The sequence below is a fragment of the Arthrobacter globiformis genome, assembly GCF_030815865.1.
Classification (GTDB): Bacteria; Actinomycetota; Actinomycetes; order Actinomycetales; family Micrococcaceae; genus Arthrobacter; species Arthrobacter globiformis_B.
Genome location: NZ_JAUSXI010000001.1, coordinates 4,217,989 through 4,240,514, shown reverse-complemented (window position 1 = coordinate 4,240,514; position 22,526 = coordinate 4,217,989). Strand labels below are relative to the sequence as shown.

At 66.5% G+C, this 22,526-nt stretch carries 14 protein-coding genes and 1 pseudogene; 10 read left to right on the top strand and 5 right to left on the bottom strand.

What is annotated here, in order from left to right:
• Position 1 precedes the first annotated feature (1 nt).
• Positions 2–535: a hypothetical protein gene (locus tag QFZ33_RS19730; protein ID WP_307030202.1), complete on the top strand. Its 534-nt coding sequence runs from the start codon at positions 2–4 to the stop codon at positions 533–535.
• Between the two features lie 113 nt (positions 536–648).
• Here the strand turns inward: QFZ33_RS19730 and QFZ33_RS19725 are convergent, their stop codons facing one another.
• The 3 genes from QFZ33_RS19725 to QFZ33_RS19715 form a co-directional block, all read right to left on the bottom strand.
• Entirely contained in the window at positions 649–1,839 is a 1,191-nt protein-coding gene (locus QFZ33_RS19725; protein ID WP_307030200.1) for an AI-2E family transporter, read from the bottom strand.
• A gap of 82 nt (positions 1,840–1,921) precedes the next feature.
• Complete coding sequence (locus QFZ33_RS19720) at positions 1,922–2,602, bottom strand: FadR/GntR family transcriptional regulator (protein ID WP_307030198.1); 681 nt, start codon at positions 2,600–2,602, stop codon at positions 1,922–1,924.
• 6 nt (positions 2,603–2,608) lie between these two features.
• Positions 2,609–3,877, bottom strand: coding sequence for an MFS transporter (locus QFZ33_RS19715; RefSeq protein ID WP_307030196.1), 1,269 nt, complete (start codon positions 3,875–3,877; stop codon positions 2,609–2,611).
• A 142-nt stretch (positions 3,878–4,019) separates the two neighbouring features.
• Here QFZ33_RS19715 and QFZ33_RS19710 point away from each other — a divergent pair, with 142 nt between their 5' ends.
• Together QFZ33_RS19710 and QFZ33_RS19705 are read left to right on the top strand one after the other, a co-directional pair.
• The gene (locus tag QFZ33_RS19710) at positions 4,020–5,690 is read left to right on the top strand and encodes a CYTH and CHAD domain-containing protein (protein ID WP_307030194.1); all 1,671 of its coding nucleotides are present in this window, start codon (positions 4,020–4,022) and stop codon (positions 5,688–5,690) included.
• 82 nt (positions 5,691–5,772) lie between these two features.
• Positions 5,773–6,456 (top strand): alpha/beta fold hydrolase, encoded by a 684-nt coding sequence (locus QFZ33_RS19705; protein ID WP_307030192.1) that lies wholly within the window; start codon positions 5,773–5,775, stop codon positions 6,454–6,456.
• A gap of 62 nt (positions 6,457–6,518) precedes the next feature.
• On the opposite strand, the gene QFZ33_RS19700 is transcribed toward QFZ33_RS19705, so the two are convergent.
• A complete protein-coding gene (locus tag QFZ33_RS19700) occupies positions 6,519–7,955 on the bottom strand; it encodes a PucR family transcriptional regulator (protein ID WP_307030190.1) in 1,437 nt (478 codons plus the stop codon).
• A gap of 142 nt (positions 7,956–8,097) precedes the next feature.
• Here QFZ33_RS19700 and QFZ33_RS19695 point away from each other — a divergent pair, with 142 nt between their 5' ends.
• The 3 genes from QFZ33_RS19695 (at position 8,098) to QFZ33_RS19685 (ending at position 12,145) form a co-directional block, all read left to right on the top strand.
• Positions 8,098–9,528, top strand: a complete 1,431-nt coding sequence (locus QFZ33_RS19695) for an aminobutyraldehyde dehydrogenase (protein WP_307030188.1) — start codon at positions 8,098–8,100, stop codon at positions 9,526–9,528.
• Between the two features lie 107 nt (positions 9,529–9,635).
• A complete protein-coding gene (gene gabT / locus QFZ33_RS19690) occupies positions 9,636–10,991 on the top strand; it encodes a 4-aminobutyrate--2-oxoglutarate transaminase (RefSeq protein ID WP_307030186.1) in 1,356 nt (451 codons plus the stop codon).
• 287 nt (positions 10,992–11,278) lie between these two features.
• Positions 11,279–12,145: a universal stress protein gene (locus QFZ33_RS19685; protein ID WP_307030183.1), complete on the top strand. Its 867-nt coding sequence runs from the start codon at positions 11,279–11,281 to the stop codon at positions 12,143–12,145.
• A 53-nt stretch (positions 12,146–12,198) separates the two neighbouring features.
• Here QFZ33_RS19685 and rarD read toward each other — a convergent pair whose 3' ends face one another.
• The gene (rarD, locus tag QFZ33_RS19680; RefSeq protein WP_307030181.1) at positions 12,199–13,293 is read right to left on the bottom strand and encodes an EamA family transporter RarD; all 1,095 of its coding nucleotides are present in this window, start codon (positions 13,291–13,293) and stop codon (positions 12,199–12,201) included.
• 114 nt (positions 13,294–13,407) lie between these two features.
• On the opposite strand from rarD, the gene QFZ33_RS19675 reads away from it, so the two are divergent.
• From QFZ33_RS19675 to QFZ33_RS19660, 4 genes and pseudogenes are all read left to right on the top strand, one after another.
• On the top strand, positions 13,408–14,406 hold the full coding sequence (locus tag QFZ33_RS19675; protein WP_307031906.1) for a DNA topoisomerase IB: 999 nt from the start codon (positions 13,408–13,410) through the stop codon (positions 14,404–14,406).
• Between the two features lie 213 nt (positions 14,407–14,619).
• Positions 14,620–16,053 carry an FAD-dependent oxidoreductase gene (locus QFZ33_RS19670; protein ID WP_307030178.1) on the top strand — a complete coding sequence of 478 codons (1,434 nt, stop codon included), beginning with the start codon at positions 14,620–14,622 and terminating at the stop codon, positions 16,051–16,053.
• A 148-nt stretch (positions 16,054–16,201) separates the two neighbouring features.
• Positions 16,202–16,359: pseudogene (locus QFZ33_RS19665) on the top strand (DUF779 domain-containing protein); the annotation flags it as partial.
• Between the two features lie 322 nt (positions 16,360–16,681).
• A complete protein-coding gene (locus tag QFZ33_RS19660) occupies positions 16,682–22,297 on the top strand; it encodes a peroxidase family protein (protein ID WP_307030176.1) in 5,616 nt (1,871 codons plus the stop codon).
• Positions 22,298–22,526: the final 229 nt, after the last annotated feature.

Sequence of the window (22,526 nt, the reverse complement as noted above, 5' to 3'; positions counted from 1 at the left end):
CATGGCTGGAAATCTTTTTGCTCGGTCTGTTCATGACCTCACGGCAGCGGCCTGGTTTGGCGGCTCGCTGATGGGGGCGGTCGGCCTCAATGGGGCAACCGCGGAGGCGAAGGACCCTGCCGAGCGCACGCGCCTCTCGAGCCGCGGCTGGATGAAGTGGGCGCCGGTCCAGACGGCCGCCTTCGCTACCCACCTGCTGGCAGACCTGTTCATCGCGTTGGAAAACAAGGACAGGATCGCTAGCCAGGAGGGCGTGGCCCGGGACACCCTCTACAAGACGGCCGTCACCGTAGCGGGGGCAGCGGTCACCCTGTATGCGGGTTCGCTGGGGAAGAAGGTGGACAAGCTGGCCGAAGAGGGTGCCGAAGGTGCCACCGAGCCACGGCCCGGCTCTTCCACGAAACTGCAGTCGGCGCAGAAGCAGCTGAAGGTGCTGCAGTGGACCATCCCCGCCTTCGCCGCTTCTGTCATCGTCCTTGGCGCCAAGCACGGAGAGATGCAGCGGCCCAAGAATGTCGTCAAGGGGCTGCGCTGACGGCGTCCGCCTAGGACGATAACGGACTCTAGGCAGTAACGCACGACGGCGGCCGGGCACCTAAAGTGCCCGGCCGCCGTCGTGCGCGGATCAGCTCCACTGAAGCGGGGTGCTTACGTGGGCTGGCTGTCCGCCGGCGGCAGGTCGGGGTTCATGTCCTGGAGGTGGGGGTCCTCGGCCGTCCACACCTGGATAATCGCCCACGTCACGGCCGCCAGCGGCACGGACAGGACGGCCCCGATGATGCCAGCCAGGATGGTGCCCGCCGTCAGCGCCATGAGGATGACGAGGGCGTGGAGCTGCAATGACTTGCCCATGACGATCGGCTGCAGCAGGTCGCCTTCGAGCTGGTTGACCGCGATGACCACTGCCAGCACGATCAGCGCCACCACCGGACCGTTGGCGACGAGGGCCACCAAGGCTGCCAGGATTCCGGCCACGGTGGCTCCCACGAGCGGAACAAAGGCGCCGATGAAGACGATGATGGCCAGGGGAATGGCTAGCGGCACCTGCATGATGAGCAGCGCTGCGCCAATGGCCACGGTATCCACCAGTGCCACAATGGCTGTGCCTCGGACGTAGCCGCCCAGCACCTCGAGGGTCCGCTTGCCCACACGCCGCATCCTGGCTTCCCGTTCCCCGGAGAAGGGCCGCAGGAGAAAGTTCCAGATCTTCGAGCCGTCCTTGAGGAAGAAGAAGAGGATCACCACCATGAGGCTCGCGCCGGCCAGGAACTCCGTCACCACCGACAGGCCGGTGATGGCGCCGGACCGGACCTGGCTGCTCGTGGCGAACTGGACGGCGCCTTCCCGGGCCTGGTTCAGCTGCTCGCGGTCAATGGGGACCGGGCCGGAGAGGAGGAAGCTTTCAAGTTCGTCGAGCCCCTCGGAGGCCTGCTGGACCAGCTCGCCCCACTGGCTGCGGACAGAAAAGTAGATTACGGTGCCGACGCCGGCCAGCAGGAGCAGCAGGGCCGCGAATGCCACGGCCGTGGCGGCCCCGCCGGGCAGTCCCCGGCGCCGCAGCAGGTTGACGAACGGCCCGATGGCGGCGGCAAGGATCAGTGCGATCAGCACGGGAATGACCAGCAGCCGGACCTGCAGGAGTCCGTACACGGACACGGCTGCCACGGCAAGGACCAGCAGGACCTGGGCGCACCGGATCCCCACCCTGCCCAGGTTGTCGGACCACAGCTCCCGGGGCGGTTTGTGGTCCGGCTGCCCGGGTGCCTTGCGGCGCAGGAGCGGACCGGACGCGAGCTCTTGGGGTGGATCTTGCTCGGACAGTCGGGCTGTTCGGGCCATGGGAACTCCTACTCATCAGGGCAATCAGTCAACTGCCTTGATTAGTAAACCTACTGATGTTCCCTGTTCGGGCGAAAGCCCGTTACTCCCGCAGCCACTCCGCGCAGGAGTTGAGGTTCCGGTGCACGCTGGCCACGGCCGCCTCGCCGTCGTGTGCTTCGATGGCATCCACGAGCTCTCCGTGGCCCGCCTGCGGCAGTCCGTTGAAGCCGGGGCGCCGGTGCTGCTTCAGCAGGTCGGCATGAAACACGTCGCCGAAGCTGACATAAAGCTCGTGCAGGAGCGGATTGCCGGAGGCCTGTGCCACCCGCTCGTGGAAGCCCCAGTCCGCGCGGGCCCAGCGCGCGAAGTCCTCGGCCCGCCAGGCATCCTCACCCTCCGCGAGCAGCACGCGCATGGCGGCGACGTCGTCGGCCGTTGCATGCCGGGCGGCAAGGCGGGCCGCCTGCGTGTCGAGCCCCACGCGGACTTCCAGGACGTGTTCGTCCGTGTGCTCCCTGTACAGCCGGCGCGCGGCCCCCGAGATTTCGCTGGTGGCACGGACGTAGGTTCCGTCGCCGCGGCGGACCTCGAGCATCCCGCTGTGGGCCAGCGCCTTGACCGCCTCCCGGAGCGTCCCGCGGGACACGCCCAGTCCGGTCATGAGCTCCGTTTCGGACGGGATGCGCTGCTGCAGCGGCCACTCGCCCGTCTGGATCATTTCGCGGAGTTTGGCGGTGACTTCCTCCGCCAGCGGCGGGCGGTGCGACGTGCTCAGGGTCATGGCGTCCTATTCTTTCATTCCGGCAGCGTTGGCTCCGGCAGCGCCGGTGCCAGTGGCGCTGACTCCGGAAGCCCGGCGGCTGCTGAGCAGGTGTGCCACGACGATCTGCACCACGGCGATGACCAGGAGCAACGCCAGCGGCAGTGTCCAGCTCCCCGTCGCGCTGTGCAGCAGGCCCATGCCGAACGGCCCGACGGTGGCCAGGAGATAGCCGGTGGACTGGGCCAGCGTGGACAGCGCGGTGGTCTCGGCTGTGCTCCGGCCGCTGCGGCTGATCATCACCATCACCAGGGGGAAGATGCCCAGCCCGAAGCCCAGCAGCACCGCCGGGAGGATGGCCAGCGACACGGGAAGGAAGAGGAGCGCGGCGATACCGGCCGTCATTGTGAGGGTAGCCAGGTAGACGGCGGGGCGCAGCATTCGCGGCCGGGACCCGATGGCGATCAGCACCATTCCGGCAGGTACCGAGACCAGCTGCATGACGCCGAACATGAGGGCGCTGTCCGCCGCGCTGAGGCCCATGGTGGTGAGCATGTACGGGAACCAGCTGAGCAGCGCGTAGGCCAGCAGCGCCTGCAGGGTGAAGATGCCGGTGAGCAGCCGCCCGGTCTTGGTGCGCAGCAGCGGCCACGGGGAGATGTGTCCGGCTGTTTTCCGGGCAGTGTTGCGGTGGGCGTGCAGCGTCACGGGCAGGAAACCCAGAAACGCGGACAGGGCGAGGATCCCGATGGTGCCCAGTCCAGCCGACGGCGACCCGAGCAACTGCGACAGCGGAACCACGACTACAGCCATGACGGTGGCGCCGCTGGTCATGGTTACCGTGTAGACGGCAGTCATAAGCGAAGTGCGCGCGGCAAAGTGCTCCCGGATGAAGGACGGCATGGACACGTTGCAGACAGCAAGGCCGGACATCCCAACCACCGTGCCCACCACCAGCATTCCGGTGGTGGGAATGCCCCGGAGCAGCAGCCCGCCTGCCAGCATGCCGAGAGAAAGCAGAATGGCCTTCTCGGCGCCGAGCTTCCCGGTCAGCCATGATGTCGCGGCACCGGCCAGGGCGAAGCACAGCGTGGGAATAGAGGGAATCAGCGAGGCGACCAGCGGCCCGTAGCCCAGCACCTGCTGCAAGTCGTGCAGCAGCGCTGAGGCGCCGGTGATACCGGCCCTCAGGTTCAGGCCGATGAGGACCAGGGCAATAACGGCGGCCACGACGGCGGTGCGCGGCTTGGCGGGGTACGTGGCCGTGGTGGGAGGTGCTGAGGAAGTGGTCGCCATCCCTTAACGTTAGACGTTTGACGTTTGATGTCTAGACTTTTGTGGGGAACCTCTCGCGGGCCCTTCCGGCCCGGGCATAGACTCAGGCCAGCAGGCGCAGCACGCGCAGGGACCCGGCAAGGGGAAAGGACGCCGTCCGGCCATGACTGCCGAAGGCCTTGAAACAGAGAAGAAGTACGACGTCGGCGCCGATGCGGCGCTGCCCGACCTCGCCGCCATCCCAGGCGTGGGCCGCGTGGGCGAGCCGCAGGATGCTGAACTGGAAGCCGTCTACTTCGACACGGAGGATCTGGTTCTCGCCTCCCGCCGCATCACGCTGCGGCGCAGGAGCGGCGGTGCTGACGCCGGCTGGCATGTAAAGCTGGCACCGGAGCCCGCGGCGGGCGCCGGACGCGCATCGGAAGAGGCGCCGGGAGCCCGCCGGGAGATCCACGCCCCGCTGGGCCAGGCCGACGTCGTTCCCGGGAAACTGCTGGCCCACCTGCACGCCTACCTCCGCGGATCGGATCCCGTGCCCGTGGCCCGCCTGAACACGCGGCGCACCACCCATGCCCTGTACGGGGATGATGGCGTGCACCTCGCCGACTTTGCCGATGACACCGTGGACGCCGAACTTCTTCAGGGCGCGGGCCAGAAACCGGCAGCTGAGTCCGCCGGCCGGGAGCAGCAGTGGCGCGAATGGGAACTCGAGCTGGTTCACGGCCAGCCGGAGGTGTTCGCAGCGGCCGCGGAAGTCTTGTCCGCCGCAGGTGCCCGGCCGTCGGCGCACGAGTCCAAGCTGCGCCGCGCACTGGGCGAGGCCGCGCCGAAAGCTCCCGGCCCGGCCGAACCTGATGGCACGGCAGCAACTGAAGGCGGCGTAAAGCAGCCCGGCGGTAGGAAACCGGGCAAGAAGTGGCCGGCGTCCGCCGTCGTCAGCGCGTACCTGGACGGGCAGATCAGCGAAATCCTGGCCAATGACGCGCGGGTGCGGCTGGAGGAGCCGGATGCGGTCCATGCGATGCGTTCGGCCACGCGTCGCGTGAGGTCGGTCCTGGCGGTTTACCGGAAGCTCTACGGCCGGGGCGCCGTGGGCAGGCTACGCGACGAACTCAAGTGGCTGGGCCGGATCCTTGGTACGCCCCGCGACGCCGAAGTCATGCTGGAGCGGCTGCGGACGCATACCGGCAAGCTTCCGCCGGGGGAGCCGGCCGACGACGTGAAGCGGCGGATCGAGCGGGAGCTGGGCACCAGGCTGGACGCCGGTTACCGCAAGACGCAGGAGGTGCTCCTGACTGACCGCTACTTCCGCCTCCTCGACGACCTCGAAGACTTCCGTGATCACCCACCGGTCCGGCCGGCAGCTTCGGCGCCCGCACGCAAGGCCGCCCGCAAGCTGGTGGGCAAGCCGGTCAAACGGCTGCGCCGTGCCCACAAGGCGGCGGCTCTGCGGGCCAAGGACGGCGCCGGCGAAAGGCCCGGCATGGAGCTGAAAGACGCTACGGCGCACGAAACCGCGCTGCACCAGGTGCGGAAGGACGCCAAACGGCTGCGCCACGCCGCCGAGACCGTCGATCCCGTTTTCGGAAAGCGTGCCACGAGGCTCGCCAAGGCCGCGCACAAGCAGCAGAAGATCCTCGGCGACCACCACGACAGTGTGATGGCGCGGATCTTCCTGGGTAAGCTGGCCGGCGGCCCGGACCTGCCGGAACCGGTAGCTGCCGCCTACGGCTCGCTGCTGAAGCGGGAGCAGAAGAACGCCGCCAAAGCCCAAACCAAGTACCGCAAGGCGCACCGGAAGTCCCGGAAGCTGGTCCGGCGCGGAGTGGGATAGCGGCGGCCGGTGGCTGAGCAGTCCTGGCTGAGCGGGGCCTGGGGCGGAAACTCCACCTAAGCGACACATGGCAGGAGGACGCGTGAGCACTTTCGTTCTTGTCCCGGGCGCCGGGGGAGTGGGTTGGTATTGGCACCGGCTGGTTCCGGAGCTGGAACGGCTGGGGCACCGGGCCATTGCGGTCGACATCCGCGAGGACGACCCCCGCCTGGGCCTGCGCGACTACGCCGACACCGTCGTCGCGAATATTGATGATCAGCGCGATGTGGTTCTCGTGGGCCAGTCGATGGGCGCCTTCACGGCACCGGTTGTTGCAGGGCGCGTGCCCGTGGAGCTGATCGTCCTGCTTAATCCGATGGTGCCGCTCCCGGGCGAGACACCCGGTGAGTGGTGGGAGGCCACCGGCCAGCCACAGGCACGCGAGCTCAATGACAGGCTGAACGGACGCAGCGGCGATTTCGATGAACGCGTGCACTTCCTGCACGACGTTCCCGCCGAAGTAATCGCTGCAGGCGCCGGCGAGCAACGTGGGCCATCCGACACGCCCTTCGGGCAGCCCTGCGAGATCGACCGCTGGCCCGACGTGCCCACGAGGGTCCTGATCGGCCACGATGACCGCTTTTTCCCCGTGGACTTTCAGCGCCGCGTGGTCCGGACCCGGCTTGGCCTGGGGATTGACGAAATCCCGGGCGGGCACCTGGTCGCCCTGAGCAACCCGGCTGGACTTGCAACCCGGCTGGATGCCTTTGCCCGCGAATCCGCTTGAAGGGCGGTCCCTAGGACAGGGCGGCAGGCCGGCTCAGCCTGTGTGCCGCGCAGTGACCTGACTCAGCCGGAGTGCCGCGCCCCGAGCCGGGCGACCGCCAGGGCCAGCCACAGCTGCACCCGGTCCGCGGTGACGGAGGGGTCGTACCCGGTGAGTTCGGTGATCTGCGCCAGCCGGTAGCGGACCGTGTTGCGGTGAAGGGTGAGGGCCTCGGCGACGGCGGCAACCGAGCCATTGCTGTTCAGGTAGCTCTCCAGCGTGGCCATCAGCTCGGCCCCATGGGCGGCATCGAAGCTACGGAGCGGGTCCAGTGACTCGTTGGCCATGTCCGCCAGCGGCACGTCCTCGCTCGCCAGGAGCAGGGAGGTCAGGCTGAGCCGCTCGGGTTCATTCACCGGCAACCCGTGGCTGGCTGCATCGCGCGCCTCGAAGTAGCTCCAGCGCAGGCCGTTCGGCTTGGTGTACGCACCGCCGATCCCGATGGTGGCGTGGATCCCGGCCTCGGCGAGGTGGTCGCTGAGGCTCCTGGCCATGACTGTGGCGCCGCGTCCGTCGTCGGGCACCACGGTGACCAGATCTTTTCCGACGACGGCGGTCACCGCGTTCTCCAACGCCTGCGGCAGTGAGGAACTGACCAGCTGCTTGTGGTGCGCCTCGGAGCCGGCCAGAATCACCACATTCTTGCGCGTGCTGTTGATGCCCGTCCCGGCGAGACGGCGCTGTGCCTCGCTGGGATCCAGGGTCCCGTGGATCACGTCCTCGAGCACCTGCCCGCACAGAGCCCTCTCGGCCTGGCGCTGCTTAACCATGTTGTTGAGCTCCACGCTGATGAGGTTCTGCGCGTAGCCGATGATGCCGGAATCCTCGAACGGCTGCTTCACCCAGAGCGTGCAGGCATCGCGGCGCCCGGTGGGGATGGGGTACGTGGTCCAGGAGTCCGCGGATGGCGGCTCGCTGCCGCTGTTGTACAGCTGGGCGGTGAACTGTGTGAGCGCGATCTCGGTGCGGAGCATGCCGCCCAGGTGCCGCAGGAGCTCAGCCAGTCCGCCACCCGTCAGCAGTGCGCGGGCCAAGATCTGGTGCCCGGCAATGAGACGCTCAAGCTTCGAGTAGTGGTCCGCGGACTGTGCGTCGGCCACGAGCTTGCTGATCGCAATGAACGGAGTGCCGTATGGCACCTCGACCACCGGTAGCCCCCAGCGGTTGGCTTCCGCGACCAAAGCCGGGGGAACGGCGTCGTGCGAGAGTCCCACGCCGAACCCGATCCCCACGGCGCCGGCGCGCTGGACCTGGCGGACAAAGCGGCGCTGTTCGGGCGCACTTTTCATCCGCAGTCCGGTGGTCAGCACCAGTTCGCCGCCGTTGAGGAAGCGCTGCGGGTCCTCCAGTTCGGTGACCGCCACCCAGCGGATGTCCTGGTGCGAAGTGGTCTCCGCGAGGCTGGATTTCTTGAGCCCTAGAGACTGCACGGCCAGCAGCGCCGCGAGGGAAATTGCCATGGATCAAGGGTAGCGGGAGGCTGGCCGATCGCACTAAAGCCCCGCTTCACGGGTGTGCAGGTGGCTATTCCCCGCGGTGTCGGGCTGGCATAGGCTCGAGTCAGCCGCATCACACTATTCAGGACGAAAGAGGTTGTACACCGTGGTTCAAACCTTGCAGAACTTCATCAACGGCGAGTTTGTCACGCCTGCCGGCACTGGCCTGCTGGACATCGTGAACCCCGTGACCGGTGACGTCGTGGCCAAGTCGCCCGTATCCGTGGAGGCTGACGTCGACGCCGCCATGACCGCCGCCAAAGACGCCTTCAAGACCTGGAAGCACGTGACCCCCGGGCAGCGGCAGCTCATGCTGCTCAAGCTCGCCGACGCCATCGAGGCCAACCGCGACGAACTCGTCGATGCCCAGCACCGCAACACCGGGCAGGTCCGTTCCCTGATCGCGTCCGAGGAAGTGGCGGCCGGCGCCGACCAGTTGCGCTTCTTCGCCGGTGCCGCCCGCATCCTCGAAGGCAAGTCCGCCGGCGAATACTTTGAGGGCCACACCTCCTTCGTCCGCCGCGAGCCGATCGGTGTCGTGGCCCAGGTGGCGCCTTGGAACTACCCGTTCCTGATGGCCATCTGGAAGATCGGACCCGCGCTCGCAGCGGGCAACACCGTGGTCCTGAAGCCCTCCGACACGACGCCAGAATCCACCCTGGTGCTGGCGCGACTGGCCGGGGACATCCTGCCGGCCGGTGTTCTGAACGTGATCCTCGGCACCGGCGAGACCGGCGCGCTGATGGTGGAGCACAAGGTCCCTGGCCTGGTGTCCATCACCGGGTCCGTCCGCGCGGGCATCGCCGTCGCCGCGGGTGCCGCGAAGGGCCTCAAGCGCGCCCACCTGGAACTCGGCGGCAAGGCCCCGGCCATCGTCTTCAAGGACGCCGACATCAAGAAGAGCGCGGCCGCCATCGCCGAGTTCGCCTTCTTCAACGCCGGCCAGGACTGCACGGCGATCACCCGTGTGCTGGTGGAGGACTCCGTGCACGACGACGTCGTGGCCGCCATGGTGGAACACACCAAGACCCTCCACACTGGCTCCCAGAACGACGAGGACAACTACTTCGGTCCGCTGAACAACGTCAACCACTTCAAGGCGGTCAGTTCTGTGGTGGACTCGCTGCCGGTGCACTGCCGGATCGAAACCGGCGGCCACCGCGTTGGCGAGAAGGGGTTCTTCTTCGAGCCCACCATCATTACCGGTGCCAAGCAGACGGACGACATCGTGCAGAAGGAAACGTTCGGCCCGGTCATCACCGTGCAGAAGTTCAGCACGGAACAGGAAGCCGTGGACCTGGCCAACGACGTCGAGTTTGCCCTGGCCTCCAGCGTCTGGACCAGCGACCACGGCACGGCCATGCGGGTCAGCCGCGATCTTGACTTCGGTGCGGTCTGGATCAACACGCACATTCTCCTCACCGCCGAAATGCCCCACGGCGGCTTCAAACAGTCCGGCTACGGCAAGGACCTCTCCATGTACGGCGTCGAGGACTACACGCGCATCAAGCACGTCATGTCCGCCCTTGATGCCTGACCAGCCCGTTGGTTGAGCTCTCCCCACCGGCGCCCCAACCTCGCTCCGCTCGGCCAGGGAACCCTGCCGGCGTGGGCCCACCCACGTTCAGTAAAGAAAGAAACACGATGACCGCTACAGCATCAGAAATCACCTACCGCCTCGAGCAGAAGCGCCGCGTCCAGGCCGACTTCCCGGGCCCCAAGTCCGTGGCCCTGACCGAACGCCGCAAGGCAGTGGTCGCCGCCGGCGTCGCCTCAAGCGTCCCCGTTTACGTCGCAGACGCCGACGGCGGCATCATCCATGACGTCGACGGCAACTCGTTCATCGACCTCGGCTCGGGCATCGCGGTGACGAGCGTCGGCGCGTCCGATCCCGCCGTCGTCGGTGCCGTCAAGGAGGCCGTGGAGCACTTCACCCACACCTGCTTCATGGTCACCCCCTACGAGGGCTACGTCGCGGTCGCCGAGCAGCTGAACAAGCTCACCCCGGGCAGCCACGAGAAGCGCACGGTCCTCTTCAACTCCGGCGCGGAAGCCGTGGAAAACGCCATCAAGGTGGCCCGCCTGGCCACCGGCCGGGACGCCGTCGTCGCCTTTGATCACGCCTACCACGGCCGCACCAACCTGACCATGGCGCTGACCGCCAAGGCCATGCCGTACAAGACCAACTTCGGCCCGTTCGCGCCCGAGGTCTACCGCATGCCCATGAGCTACCCTTTCCGTGAAGAAAACCCGGAAATTACCGGTGCCGAGGCCGCAAAGCGCGCCATCACCGCGATCGAAAAGCAGATCGGCGGGGACCAGGTGGCCGCCATCATCATCGAGCCGATCCAGGGCGAGGGCGGCTTCATCGTCCCGGCCGAGGGCTTCCTGCCGGCGCTGTCCGCCTGGGCCAAGGAAAAGGGCATCGTCTTCATCGCCGATGAGGTCCAGTCCGGCTTCTGCCGCACCGGCGAATGGTTCGCCGTGGACCACGAGGGCATCGTTCCGGACATCATCACCATGGCCAAGGGCATCGCCGGTGGCATGCCACTGTCCGCCATCACCGGCCGCGCGGACCTGCTCGACGCCGTCCACCCGGGCGGCCTCGGCGGCACCTACGGCGGCAACCCGGTGGCCTGCGCCGCCGCGCTTGCCTCCATCGGCTCCATGCAGGAGTACGACCTCAACGCCCGCGCCAAGCACATCGAGGAACTGTCCCTCGGCAAGCTGCGCGAACTCGCAACCCAGGTTTCGGTGATCGGCGATATCCGTGGCCGCGGTGCGATGCTCGCGATCGAGCTGGTCCAGGCCGGCTCGAAGGAACCCAACCCGGAGCTCACCAAGGCCGTTGCAGCCGCCTGCCTCAAGGAAGGCGTCATCATCCTGACCTGCGGAACCTACGGCAACGTCATCCGCCTGCTGCCGCCGCTGGTGATCAGCGACGAGCTGCTGCTGGACGGCCTCGAGGTGCTCGCCGCGGCCATCAAAGCCAACGCCTAAGTTCCCCAGCCGCTTTCAGCGCGAACGTACAGTTAAGGCCCCTCGCCAGGGCGCAAACGGGGCTTTAACTGTCCGTTCGCGCGGGGGACGTACGACGACGGCGGGCCGGGTACCAAAAGGTGCCCGGCCCGCCGTCGTTCTCGCCGCCGTCGTACTCCCGTTGCGTTCCCGCCCACCGCCGCGAGCACCGCTGTAGAGTCATCCTCACCACTGCACTTCACGCCGCAGGCCGGTGAGCGCCGCCGCGATCCGGGCGCCGGTCTGCACTACCCAAAGAGGGGTCAAGCATGCGATACGTAGTCGGTTACACACCCACAGAGCGGGGGGCAGACGCCGTCGCCCTGGCCACGTCACTGGCACTTGCCCAGGGCGCCGAACTGGATCTGGTCTACGTGGTGAAGCCGGGCACGCCGTACGTGGCCCTAAACCCGGAGGGCAGCCGGGTCAGCGCCGCGGAGCAGGAGGTGCTGACGGCAGAACGGGAGGGCCTGGCCCTCGTTCCGCAGGGGTTGCCCGCGAAATTCCATGTGCGGGAGGCCGATTCCTTCGCAGGGGGGCTCATCGATGCGGCGGTGGAGTTCGAGGCGGGACTCATCGCCGTGGGCGCCGCCAGCGCCGGCCTGTTCAAGCGTTACGCCGTCGGGTCCGTGGCCAACGCGCTGCTGCACGCCTCACCCGTTCCGGTGGCACTCGCGCCGCGCGGCTACCAGCGGACGGCACCTGTCACCCGCCTGACGCTGGCCGTGGGGCAGCGTGCCGGCGCCGAGGCCGCAATCGAAACCGCCATCAGAGCAGCAAAGAGGCGGGGTGTGCCGCTACGGCTGGTATCGCTGGTGGAGCTCGACGCCGCCGGTGACGCCGGGGAGGCCATCAATGCCGCGCACATCCACGCGAACACCGTCCTGACGGCCGCATCGGGGAAGGTACCCGCCGGTCACGAGGTCGGCGTCGCCGTGGCCCATGGCCGCACCATTGAAGAGGCCATCGACGGACTCGAATGGGACGACGGCGAGATCCTCATCGTGGGCTCCTCGCGCCTGGCTGAGAAGAACCGCATGTTCCTGGGCAGCACGGCCAACAAGGTGCTGCGCGCGCTGCCGGTTCCCATGGTGGTTGTGCCGCGCGACTACGACCGCGAGGACTCGGCCCCCTGATCGCTCTTGCCCTTCTGAGCTCGAACGGACAGTTGTGGCCCCGCGGCGGGGGCTCAAGTGTCCGTTCGCGCTTCCCTGCGGGCGAGCCGCTTGGCGGCTGAACTCTTCCGCGTCGCGGCCAGCATGTCCACGGTGAGCACCAGCAGGGCGAGCCACACGACACCAAAGCCGATCCACCTCTCCAGCGTCATGGCTTCCCGGAAGACCACCAGGGCAACGATGAACTGCAGCACCGGTGCAAAGTACTGCAGCAGCCCGATGGTGGTCATGGGCAGCCGGCGGGCGGAGGCGCCGAAGAACACCAGCGGCACGGCCGTGATGACGCCGGACGCCAGGAGCAGCCAGAAGTGCCCGGGGCCGTGCGCGGTCAGCGTGGCAGTGCCGCTCGCGGCGAGGAAAATCATCGTGGCCGCGGCCAGGGGAGTGAGGACAATCGTCTCCACCGTGAGGCTGGTGACGGCGTCGACACGGGGCCCCACCCGCTTCTTCACGAAGCCGTACAGACCGAAGCTGACGGCCAGGGTCAGGGCGATCCAGGGCAGTTTCCCGTAGGACACGGTCAGCACCCCCACGGCGACGAAACCGATTCCGACGGCGGCCCACTGCAGCGGCCGCAGCGTCTCCTTGAGGACGAACACGCCGAGGAGGACGGACACCAGCGGGTTGATGAAGTAGCCAAGCGAAGCCTCGACCGCCTGCCCGGTGGTGACGCCATAGGTGTACGTCAGCCAGTTCACCGCGATGAGGCCGGCGGCAAGCGCCAAGGTCCCAAGGACGGCGCGGTTCCGCAGGGCGGCGCCCAAAACGCGCCACGCCCTGGTCACCGTGATCAGGAGGGCACAGAAGATCAGGGACCACACCACCCGGTTGGCCACGATTTCCACGGCACCGGCCGGCAGCAGAACGAAGAAGTACAGCGGAAGAAGCCCCCACAGGCCGTAAGCGCCGATGCCGAACAGGATTCCCGCCGTCGTCTCCTTGTCCACCGCCTTGGGTGCGCCGGGCGAACTGGGTGCCCGCGCGCTGCCGGCCCGCGGGGCGCCCCCGAGTTGGCCGGAGCTGGTCACGCCCGAGGGCGCGGCGCCGTGCGGAGGGACAGTCGGAACAGCGGAGGAGACGGATCCGTCGGGTTTAGGCACAAGAGCCATAACACCATCCTAAGGAGTGGTATTCCGCCTGTAACGAAGCAAAAGTTGCCTGCGCGACCGGATTGGTCAGTATGCTTACCATGTGTGTATGACACAGCGCGGGACGGCGGCTCCATGAGGCTCCGCCACAGCAACGCCTCCGGTCACGGCTACCGGAGGGTGCGAGCCGGCGCCGGGTTCAGTTACAGGGACCTGGACGGCTCCACGCTGCCGCCCGGTCCGGTCCGGGACCGGCTGGAAAGCATCGGCATTCCGCCCGCCTGGACCGACGTGTGGATAGCGCCCTTCGAGAACGGGCATATCCAGGCCACGGGGCTGGACGCGGTGGGCCGTCGGCAGTACATCTACCATCCGGAGTGGCGCGAACGGAAAGACCGCGTGAAATTCAACCGCGCGCTCCAGCTCGCCGAGTCGCTGCCCACCGCCCGCCGGCTGGTCACCATGGATCTGCGGTCCGATGGCCTCACCCGCGAGCGCGTTTTGGCCGCGGCCTTCAGGCTGCTGGACAGCGGCTCCCTGCGGGTGGGGTCAGAGCGGTACACGAACGAAAACGGCAGCCACGGGCTCGCCACCCTGCTTTGCGCCCACGTCCGTGTCCGCAAGGAATGCCTGCACCTCAGTTTCCCGGCCAAGAGCGGCAAAACCTGGGAGTCCCGCATCGATGACCCGGACCTGGCTCCTCTGGCTCAGGCCCTCAAACGGCGCGGCAGCAACGCGCGGCTGCTGGCTTACAAGAACGGCAGGTCGTGGCACCCGGTAACCAGCGCCGACATCAACGGCTACGTCAAGGAACGCACGGGCGACGACTTCACCGCGAAGGACTTCCGGACCCTGCGCGGCACCGTCGCAGCCGCCGTCAGCCTGGCCCGGAGCGGGCCGCAGAAAACCGAGGCAAAGCGGAAGCGTGCCATCAGCGTCGCCATGATGGAGGCGGCAGCAGTGCTGGGCAATACACCGTCGATCGCTCGCAAGAGCTACGTGGACCCCCGGTTGCTGGACCACTTCGCAGCCGGGGAGACCATAGACCCCAAGCGCCTGGACTCGGCGGAGTCGGAGCTGCGGGCACTGCTGTACCGCGAGGGCGATGTGGTGGCCCTTCGCAAGAGCGGCTGAGGCGGGCGGGGCGGGCCCTGAAGTGGGCGCCCCGGAGGTGTGCGGCCCCGTAGGCAGGTGCACAGCGCCGTCCGTAGGCACGCCCGTACCGGGGGCGCCAGCCGTCACGCACCGCCGTGCGCTGTCACGGGTGGGACGCCCGGCCGGGCGGACAATTAGAATTGAAAACTGCGCGCCGGTGGGGCGCGGTCTCCCGTTCCGGAAGGGCTTACGGTGTCCAACACAGCTGAATCCACGGCCAAGCGCCCGCTCCGCGTCGCGATCGTCGGCGCAGGACCTGCAGGTGTCTATGCCGCGGATATCCTGACCAAGTCCAACGAGGTCAAGGACGGCGATTTTGAGGTCAGCATCGACCTCTTCGAGGCCTACCCGGCGCCGTACGGCCTGATCCGCTACGGTGTGGCCCCGGACCACCCGCGCATCAAGGGCATCGTCAACGCCTTGCATAAGGTCCTGGACCGCGGCGACATCCGGTTCCTGGGCAACGTCACGTATGGCCGAGACCTCACGCTGCACGACTTCCGCGCCTTCTACGATGCCGTCATCTTCTCCACCGGTGCCATCAAGGACGCCGAGCTGGACGTTCCCGGTATCGACCTCGACGGCTCCTATGGTGCGGCCGACTTCGTGTCCTGGTACGACGGCCACCCGGACGTTCCGCGCGAATGGCCGCTGGACGCCAAGGAAATCGCGGTCATCGGCAATGGCAACGTGGCCCTGGACGTGGCCCGGATGCTCGTGAAGCACGCCGACGAGCTCCTCGTCACCGAGATCCCGGACAACGTCTACCAGGGCCTGAAGAACTCGCCGGTCACCGACGTCCACGTCTTTGGCCGCCGCGGCCCCGCCCAGGTGAAGTTCACCCCGCTGGAGCTGCGCGAACTCAGCCACGCCCGCGACGTCGACATCGTGCTGTACCCGGAGGACTTCGAATTCGACGAGGCCTCCGACGACGCGATCCGAAGCAACAACCAGACCAAGACCATGGTGAACACCATGACCAACTGGCTCGTCGAGGAGCACGCCGAGGCTGAACAGCCGTCCTCCCGCCGCCTGCACCTGCATTTCCTGCACAGCCCGGTGGAGATTTACGACGACGGCGGGTCAGGCAAGGTTGCCGGCATCAAGTTCGAGCGCATGCAGCTGGACGGCACCGGCAACGTCAAGGGCACGGGGGAGTTCATCGACTATCCGGTGCAGGCCGTCTACCGTGCCATCGGCTACCACGGCTCCGCGCTGGACGAAATCGAATACGACGCCAAGCGCGGGGTCATCCCCAACGAAGGTGGCCGGGTCCTCGACGCCGGCGGCAACCCCGTCCCCGGGATCTACACCACCGGCTGGATCAAGCGGGGGCCGGTAGGCCTCATCGGGCACACAAAGGGCGATGCCCTGGAGACCATCGGTTTCCTCCTCGAGGACCGGCTCACCCTGCCGCCGGCCCAGAACCCTGACCCGCAGGCCATCATCGACCTGCTCGAGGAGCGCGGCATCGAGTACACCACGTGGGAGGGCTGGAACAAGCTGAACGCCCACGAGGCAGCCCTCGGCGCATCGTGGACGGAATCTGCCGCGTCCGACGGCGTCCTGCGTGAACGCATTAAGGTGGTGCCGCGCGAGGAGATGATCGAGATTTCCCGCGCCTGAGTTTTTGTACAGATAGGGGCCGTTTGGCACGATTCGAGGCGCATGATCTGTACAAAAACTCCAACCGGAAGGCCCCTACCGCGGACGACGGCGGAGGGTCCGGTCCCGCGGACGACTGCGGCTCACGGGCATGGACGACGGCGGACATCCGCTGGAGTTCTGGATGTCCCGGGAACAGTTCGGCTACTGGAGCCACACCCCCTGACGGTGGACGTGGTGGAGGGCCGGGGGAGCGGATTTTCCGTCGAGGCACCGGAAGGCAAACGCTTCTTGATCCGCTCCACGCTCATGGACTGGCCAGTGTAGACCGGCTTTGCCCAGCAAAACTCCATGATGTTACGCCCGGACGGGGACCCCAAATAAGGGGCTCCGTCCGGGCGTTGCACGTATTAACCGCGATTGGGAACCCCCAATTTGGGTGGCTCAGCGGGCCTGCCAGCCACACCCCCAAGGTTTTCACGGGCACTCCACCGGACGATGGCACCGTTACATTCCTCCTAGCGGCAGGTGTGCCATGAACCATTCAGCCTGGAAGTCAGACGGGAGTGCAGATCAAAGCCGATCTGCAGTTCCCACAGATCCACCATCAAACCGGCGTCAACGACGCAAGAAGCGCAGCAAACAGTCCATGTCCTTCCGCCTGATAGCGGCGGCCACCACCTTGGCGATGCCGGCAGCGATGGGGCTGCCAGTAGTTGCGGCCAACGCGGTTCAGGCACCGGTGGGGGAAGGCTTTACGATCACAGCCTCGGACCTAGCATTCATTCTGAAGCAGATAAAGATCTCTGAGCGCCACGCAGCAACGTACTCACCCGAACACCCGTGTGACACCCTGATCGGCACAGGGCCCGATCAGATCCCCAGTCCCCTGGTCTCGGCGGGCCTGCGGACCGTCGACGGGTCATGCAACAACCTGCAGCCGGGCCAGGAGACGTTCGGCGCAGCTGACCAGAAATTCCCACGCCTCACAACGCCGAAGTTCACGAGTGCCGAGAATGCATCGGCCTTCGGTGGTCCGGCCACCTCGTCGTACGCTCAAAAGTCGGGGACGGTGGTGGACTCCGAGCCTCGCGTGATCAGCAACCTGATCGTGGACCAGACTTCCACCAACCCGGCAGCCGTCGCCGCCGCCGGTAACCCTGTCAGGACACAGGGCAACACGGGTGTCGTTCCCTGCACAACAGACCCCGATCCCCTGGCCACTCCGCCCGTCGTCGGCGCCCCCGCAGATTGCGTGCCGTCCCACAGCACGCTGTTCATCGAAAACGTGACCACCGACGTCGGCCTTTCCCCGCCCTACAACTCAATGTTCACGCTGTTCGGTCAGTTCTTCGACCATGGCGTCGACCAGACAGTCAAGAGCGGCGGAACCGTCTTCGTTCCGCTCAAGGATGACGACCCGCTCCGCACCGTTGGTCCCGACGGCAAGGCCAACACCGGCGATGAGGTCCCCGCCAGCCAGGCTTTCATGGTGCTGACCCGCGGCCAGAACCAGCCCGGTACGGACGGTGTCATGGGTACCGAGGATGATGTCCAGGATGCGAACAACACGGACTCACCGTGGGTCGACCAGAGCCAGACCTACACGTCGCACGCTTCACACCAGGTGTTCGTGCGGGAGTACGTCGACAACGCCGACGGCAAGCCCGTCCCCACCGGCAAGCTGCTCGGCGGTCCTACCGGCCCGACGGCCGGTGGAATGGCCACCTGGGCCACGACCAAGGCCCAGGCCGCGACCAAGCTTGGCCTCAGGCTCGAAGACAAGGACGTCCTGAACGTCCCGATGATCGCCGCGGACCCTTACGGCAAGTTCATCCCCGGGCCCAACGGACTGCCGCAGTACGTGACCAAGACCGGCATGGTCGAGGGACATCTCGACGACCCGTCGACGACAACGGTAGACGAGACCGTACCGGTTCCGGCGGATGTGCTGTACTTTGACACCCCGTTCCTGACAGACATCGCCCACAACGCTGACCCGTCCCCTCAGGACACGGACCACAACCCTGCTACCCCGAAGGTGGCACCGACGCCCGACACGAATACTACGGCCACGGCCGATTTTGCCAGCCAGGCCCCCGGCACCTATGACGACGAGATGCTCAACGCGCACTTTATCGCCGGTGACGGCCGCGTCAACGAGAACATTGGTCTGACGGCCATCCACCAGATCTTCCACTCCGAGCACGACCGGCTCGTCGACGACATTGAGAACGTCCTGACGACCGATACGTCTGCCAGTGGCGTCAAGGCCCTGGCCGAGTGGAAGCTGGCTGCAGGTGCCGCAGGCTGGAACGGTGAGCGGCTCTTCCAGGCTGCGCGGTTCATCACCGAGATGGAGTACCAGCACCTGGTCTTCGAGGAGTTCGCCCGCAAGGTGCAGCCAGCAATCAACCCGTTCGAGCCGTTCGCGTTTACCCAGACGGAGCTCAACCCCGCGGTCAAGGCTGAATTCGCCCACGCGGTGTACCGCTTCGGCCACTCCATGCTGACCGAAACGATCTCGCGCAGGAACGAGGACGGCGCCGGCCTCAACGGAACATTCGGTGATTCTGACGACACCAAGGGCAGCCAGAACGATATCTCGCTGCTCGACGGCTTCCTCAACCCGCCCGAGTACACCAACGGCGGCGCTGCCGGGCCGCTGACCTCCGAAGAGGCCGCCGGAAGCATCATCATGGGAATGGCGGACCAGGCCGGCAACGAACTGGATGAGTTCGTGACCGACACGCTCCGCAACAACCTCCTGGGCCTGCCTTTGGACCTTCCCACGATCAACATGACACGGGCCCGCTCTGAAGGAATCCCGCGGCTGAACGTCCTTCGCCGTGAGCTCTTCAACAAAACGAATGACGGCCAGTTGAAGCCCTACATCAGCTGGGTCGATTTCGGCGAGAATCTCAAGCACCCGGAGTCCCTCGTCAACTTCGTCGCAGCCTACGGCCAGCACCCGTCCATCACGGGCGCCACAACGCTGGCAGGCAAGCGGGAGGCCGCACGGCTCATCGTCAGCCCCGCCGCAGGGGAAGTCGCTCCGACCGACGCCGCGGAGTTCATGAACAGTACGGGCACAGCTTGGTCCAACGACGGCACCAACTCCAAGACCGGCCTCGACAACGTCGACCTCTGGGTCGGCGGTCTTGCGGAGACGACGGTGGTGTTTGGCGGCCTGCTGGGCAGCACGTTCAACTACGTGTTTGAGAACCAGCTGACGGACCTGCAGAACGGCGACCGCCTGTACTATCTGGCCCGCACGCCGGGCATGAACCTGAGGGCGCAGCTGGAAGGCAACTCCTTCGCCGAACTGATGATGCGCAACACCAACGTGCACAGCCTGAAGGCCGATGTGTTCGCCACATCGGACTGCAAGTTCGAACTGAAGAAGCTGGCAGGCACCACCGCTGGCTTTGCGGCCGACGGCAACACCGTGCTCGATGACCCGGACTCAGAGTGCAGTGAGCCAGATCTGCTGATCCGCATGCCTGACGGCACGATCAAGTACCGTGCAAGGAACACCGTCGACCCCTCCGGGATCAACGGCCAGTCCGTCTACAACGGCACTGACGGTGTTGACCGAATCTACGGCGGCAACGACAGCGACACCTTCTGGGGCGGTGCAGGCAATGACGTCATCGAAGGTGGTGACGGCGCCGACGTCGCGCTCGGCGGTAACGGTGACGACATCATCACCGACCTCGCCGGTGACGACGTCCCGAAGGGCGGCCCCGGCAATGACGCGATCGACGCCGGCCCCGGCCTGGACATCGTTATGGGTGGCGATGGCAAGGACTTCACGAACGGCGGAGCCAATGCCAACGAGACGTTTGCCGGAGCCGGCGACGACTTCGTCATGCTTGGTCAGAGCCTTGACGCCGCATTCGGCGATAGCGGTGATGACTGGGAAGAAGGCGGCGATCAGCCCGACCTCATGCAGGGGGACAGCGGCAACCTGTTCTTCCTGGATGACTCCCAGAAGCCCGGACACGACATCCTGATCGGCCAGGGCGGTGACGACGACTACGACATGGAGGGCGGCGACGATATCGGCCTCGGCGGCCCTGGCATCGAAAAGGTTGCAGGAGCCTCCGGCTACGACTGGGAGATCGGCCTTGGTGACCCTCAACCGCAGAACCTGGACCTTGATCTTCCGCTTGTCCCGCTCGACATCCTGACGGCCGATGTCCGCGACAAGTTCAACGAAGTTGAGGCCGCCTCTGGCTGGAAATTCGATGACAAGATCCGCGGCGACGACGTTATTCCCAGTGGCGTGGGCGGTGGCGGCTTTATCGGCTGCAACGTGCTGGACCAGGAAGGACTCAACCGCATAACGGGTCTTGACGCTTTGGTTCCCGATCTCGATACGTCCGCGGATACGGTCATCGCAGCGTCCGCTTCCAAGGATTGCCCGCTCCTTACCTCCGGATCCCTGGTTTGGGGTGCTGGCAACGTGCTCCTGGGCGGCGGCGGAAGCGACGAAATCGAAGGCCGCGGAGCCGACGACGTCATCGACGGAGACGCCTACCTCAGCGTCCGGCTCAGTGTCCGCACTAACCCCAATGATCCGGCCACCGAGATCGGCAGCGCCGCTGCCGACGGAGCAGGGCAGAGCGCCATGACCAGCCGCTACCTGAAGGATGCCAATGGCAACCTGACGGGCCCGACGCTTCAGGAAGCTGTCTTCGCGGGAACCGTGAACCCCGGCAACATCGTGGCGGTCCGCGAGATCCTCACGGCCTCCGGCGGCACGGACTCGGCACGGTTCTCCGGTCCGCGGGCCAACTACACCGTCACCACCACCGACGCCGACGGCAACCCAACTGACCTTGGCACACCTGGGTCAACCACCACGGTGACGGACAACGTCGGCACGGACGGTACCGACACCCTGCGGAACATCGAACAACTGCTGTTCTCCGACAGCGTTGCTCCGGCGGCACCCGTGAACGTGGTCGCCCTCGGCGGAAACGGCCAGGCTACCGTCTCGTTCACTCCGGCCACTACCGGCGGCGTCGCAACCGGCTTCCAGGTCCGCGTGCTTTCCGGCGGTGTCCAGCAAGGAGGTCTTATCGACGTCCCGGACGGCGCCACCAGCGTAGTTATCACGGGCCTCACAAACGACACGGCCGTCACATTCCAAGTGATTGCCAGCAACGCCATCGGAACCAGTGCACCATCACTTGCATCGAATGCCGTTACTCCGGCCGTCCCACGGCTGAGCGTGGCAGTGCCCAGCATTACGGGTTCCACGGCTGTTGGTTCGATTCTGACAACCAACACCGGAACCTGGGGCCCCCAGCCGGTGACGTTCGCCTACCAGTGGTTCAGCGCAGGCGTCGCCATTGTCGGTGGCAACGGCTCAACCTACACAGTCAAGGCTTCAGACGTCGGCAAGGCGATCACCGTACAGGTGACCGGCTCGAAGGACGGGTTCGTCAGCGAATCCCGCACCTCGGCGGCAGTCACGGCAACCAACCCTGTGGTCGCTGCCAACGCACTGCGTGACTTCACCGGTGACGGGCGCACTGACCTGGTGACGCGGGACTCCACTGGAGTGCTGTGGACCTACCGAGGGGACGGCGCGGGTTCCTTCCCGACTCGTGTGCGGGTTGGTGGCGGCTGGAATGTTATGACCGCCATCAGCGCCGCGGGAGACCTGAACGGCGACGGCAGAGGTGATCTGGTGGCGCGGGACAACAGCGGCGTTCTGTGGTCCTACCAGGGCAACGGTGCCGGCCTGTTCCCGACCCGTGTGAGGGTTGGCGGCGGCTGGAATGGTATGAACGTCATCAGCGCCTCCGGTGACCTGAACGGTGACGGCAGGGCCGACCTGCTCGCGAGGGACAACAGCGGTGTGCTGTGGTCCTACCGGGGCAACGGTGCCGGAATCTTCGCGAACCGCATCAGGGTCGGCGGCGGCTGGAACGGCATGACCGCCATCAGCGCCTCTGCTGACCTGAACGGTGACGGCAGGAATGACCTGGTGGCGCGGGACAACAGCGGCGTTCTGTGGTCCTACCAGGGCAACGGTGCCGGCCTGTTCCCGACCCGTGTGAGGGCTGGCGGCGGCTGGAACGCCATGACCGCCATCAGCACCCCTGGCGACCTGAACGGCGACGGCAGGAATGACCTGGTAGCACGGGACAACAGCGGCGTTCTGTGGTCCTACCAGGGCAACGGTGCCGGCCTGTTCCCCACTCGGACCAGTGCAGGCAGTGGCTGGAACGTGATGCGAGTTATCAGCTAGTCCACTAACGGTCACCTCCCGTATGGTTCAGCACCGCGGGCGGTGCCCGTCGTTCCGCACCTTCGACTCAGGGTGCGGCCGCCAAGGACCCACGCCCGGCCCTCCACCACACCGCGCAGCCGCAGCGCGGAGGAGGGCCGGGCGTGGTTTTGCGTGCCAGCCGTCTCAACATTCGGGACAAATATGGCCGTCCACTGGATGGACACTACACTTGATAGGTCTGTTTCCA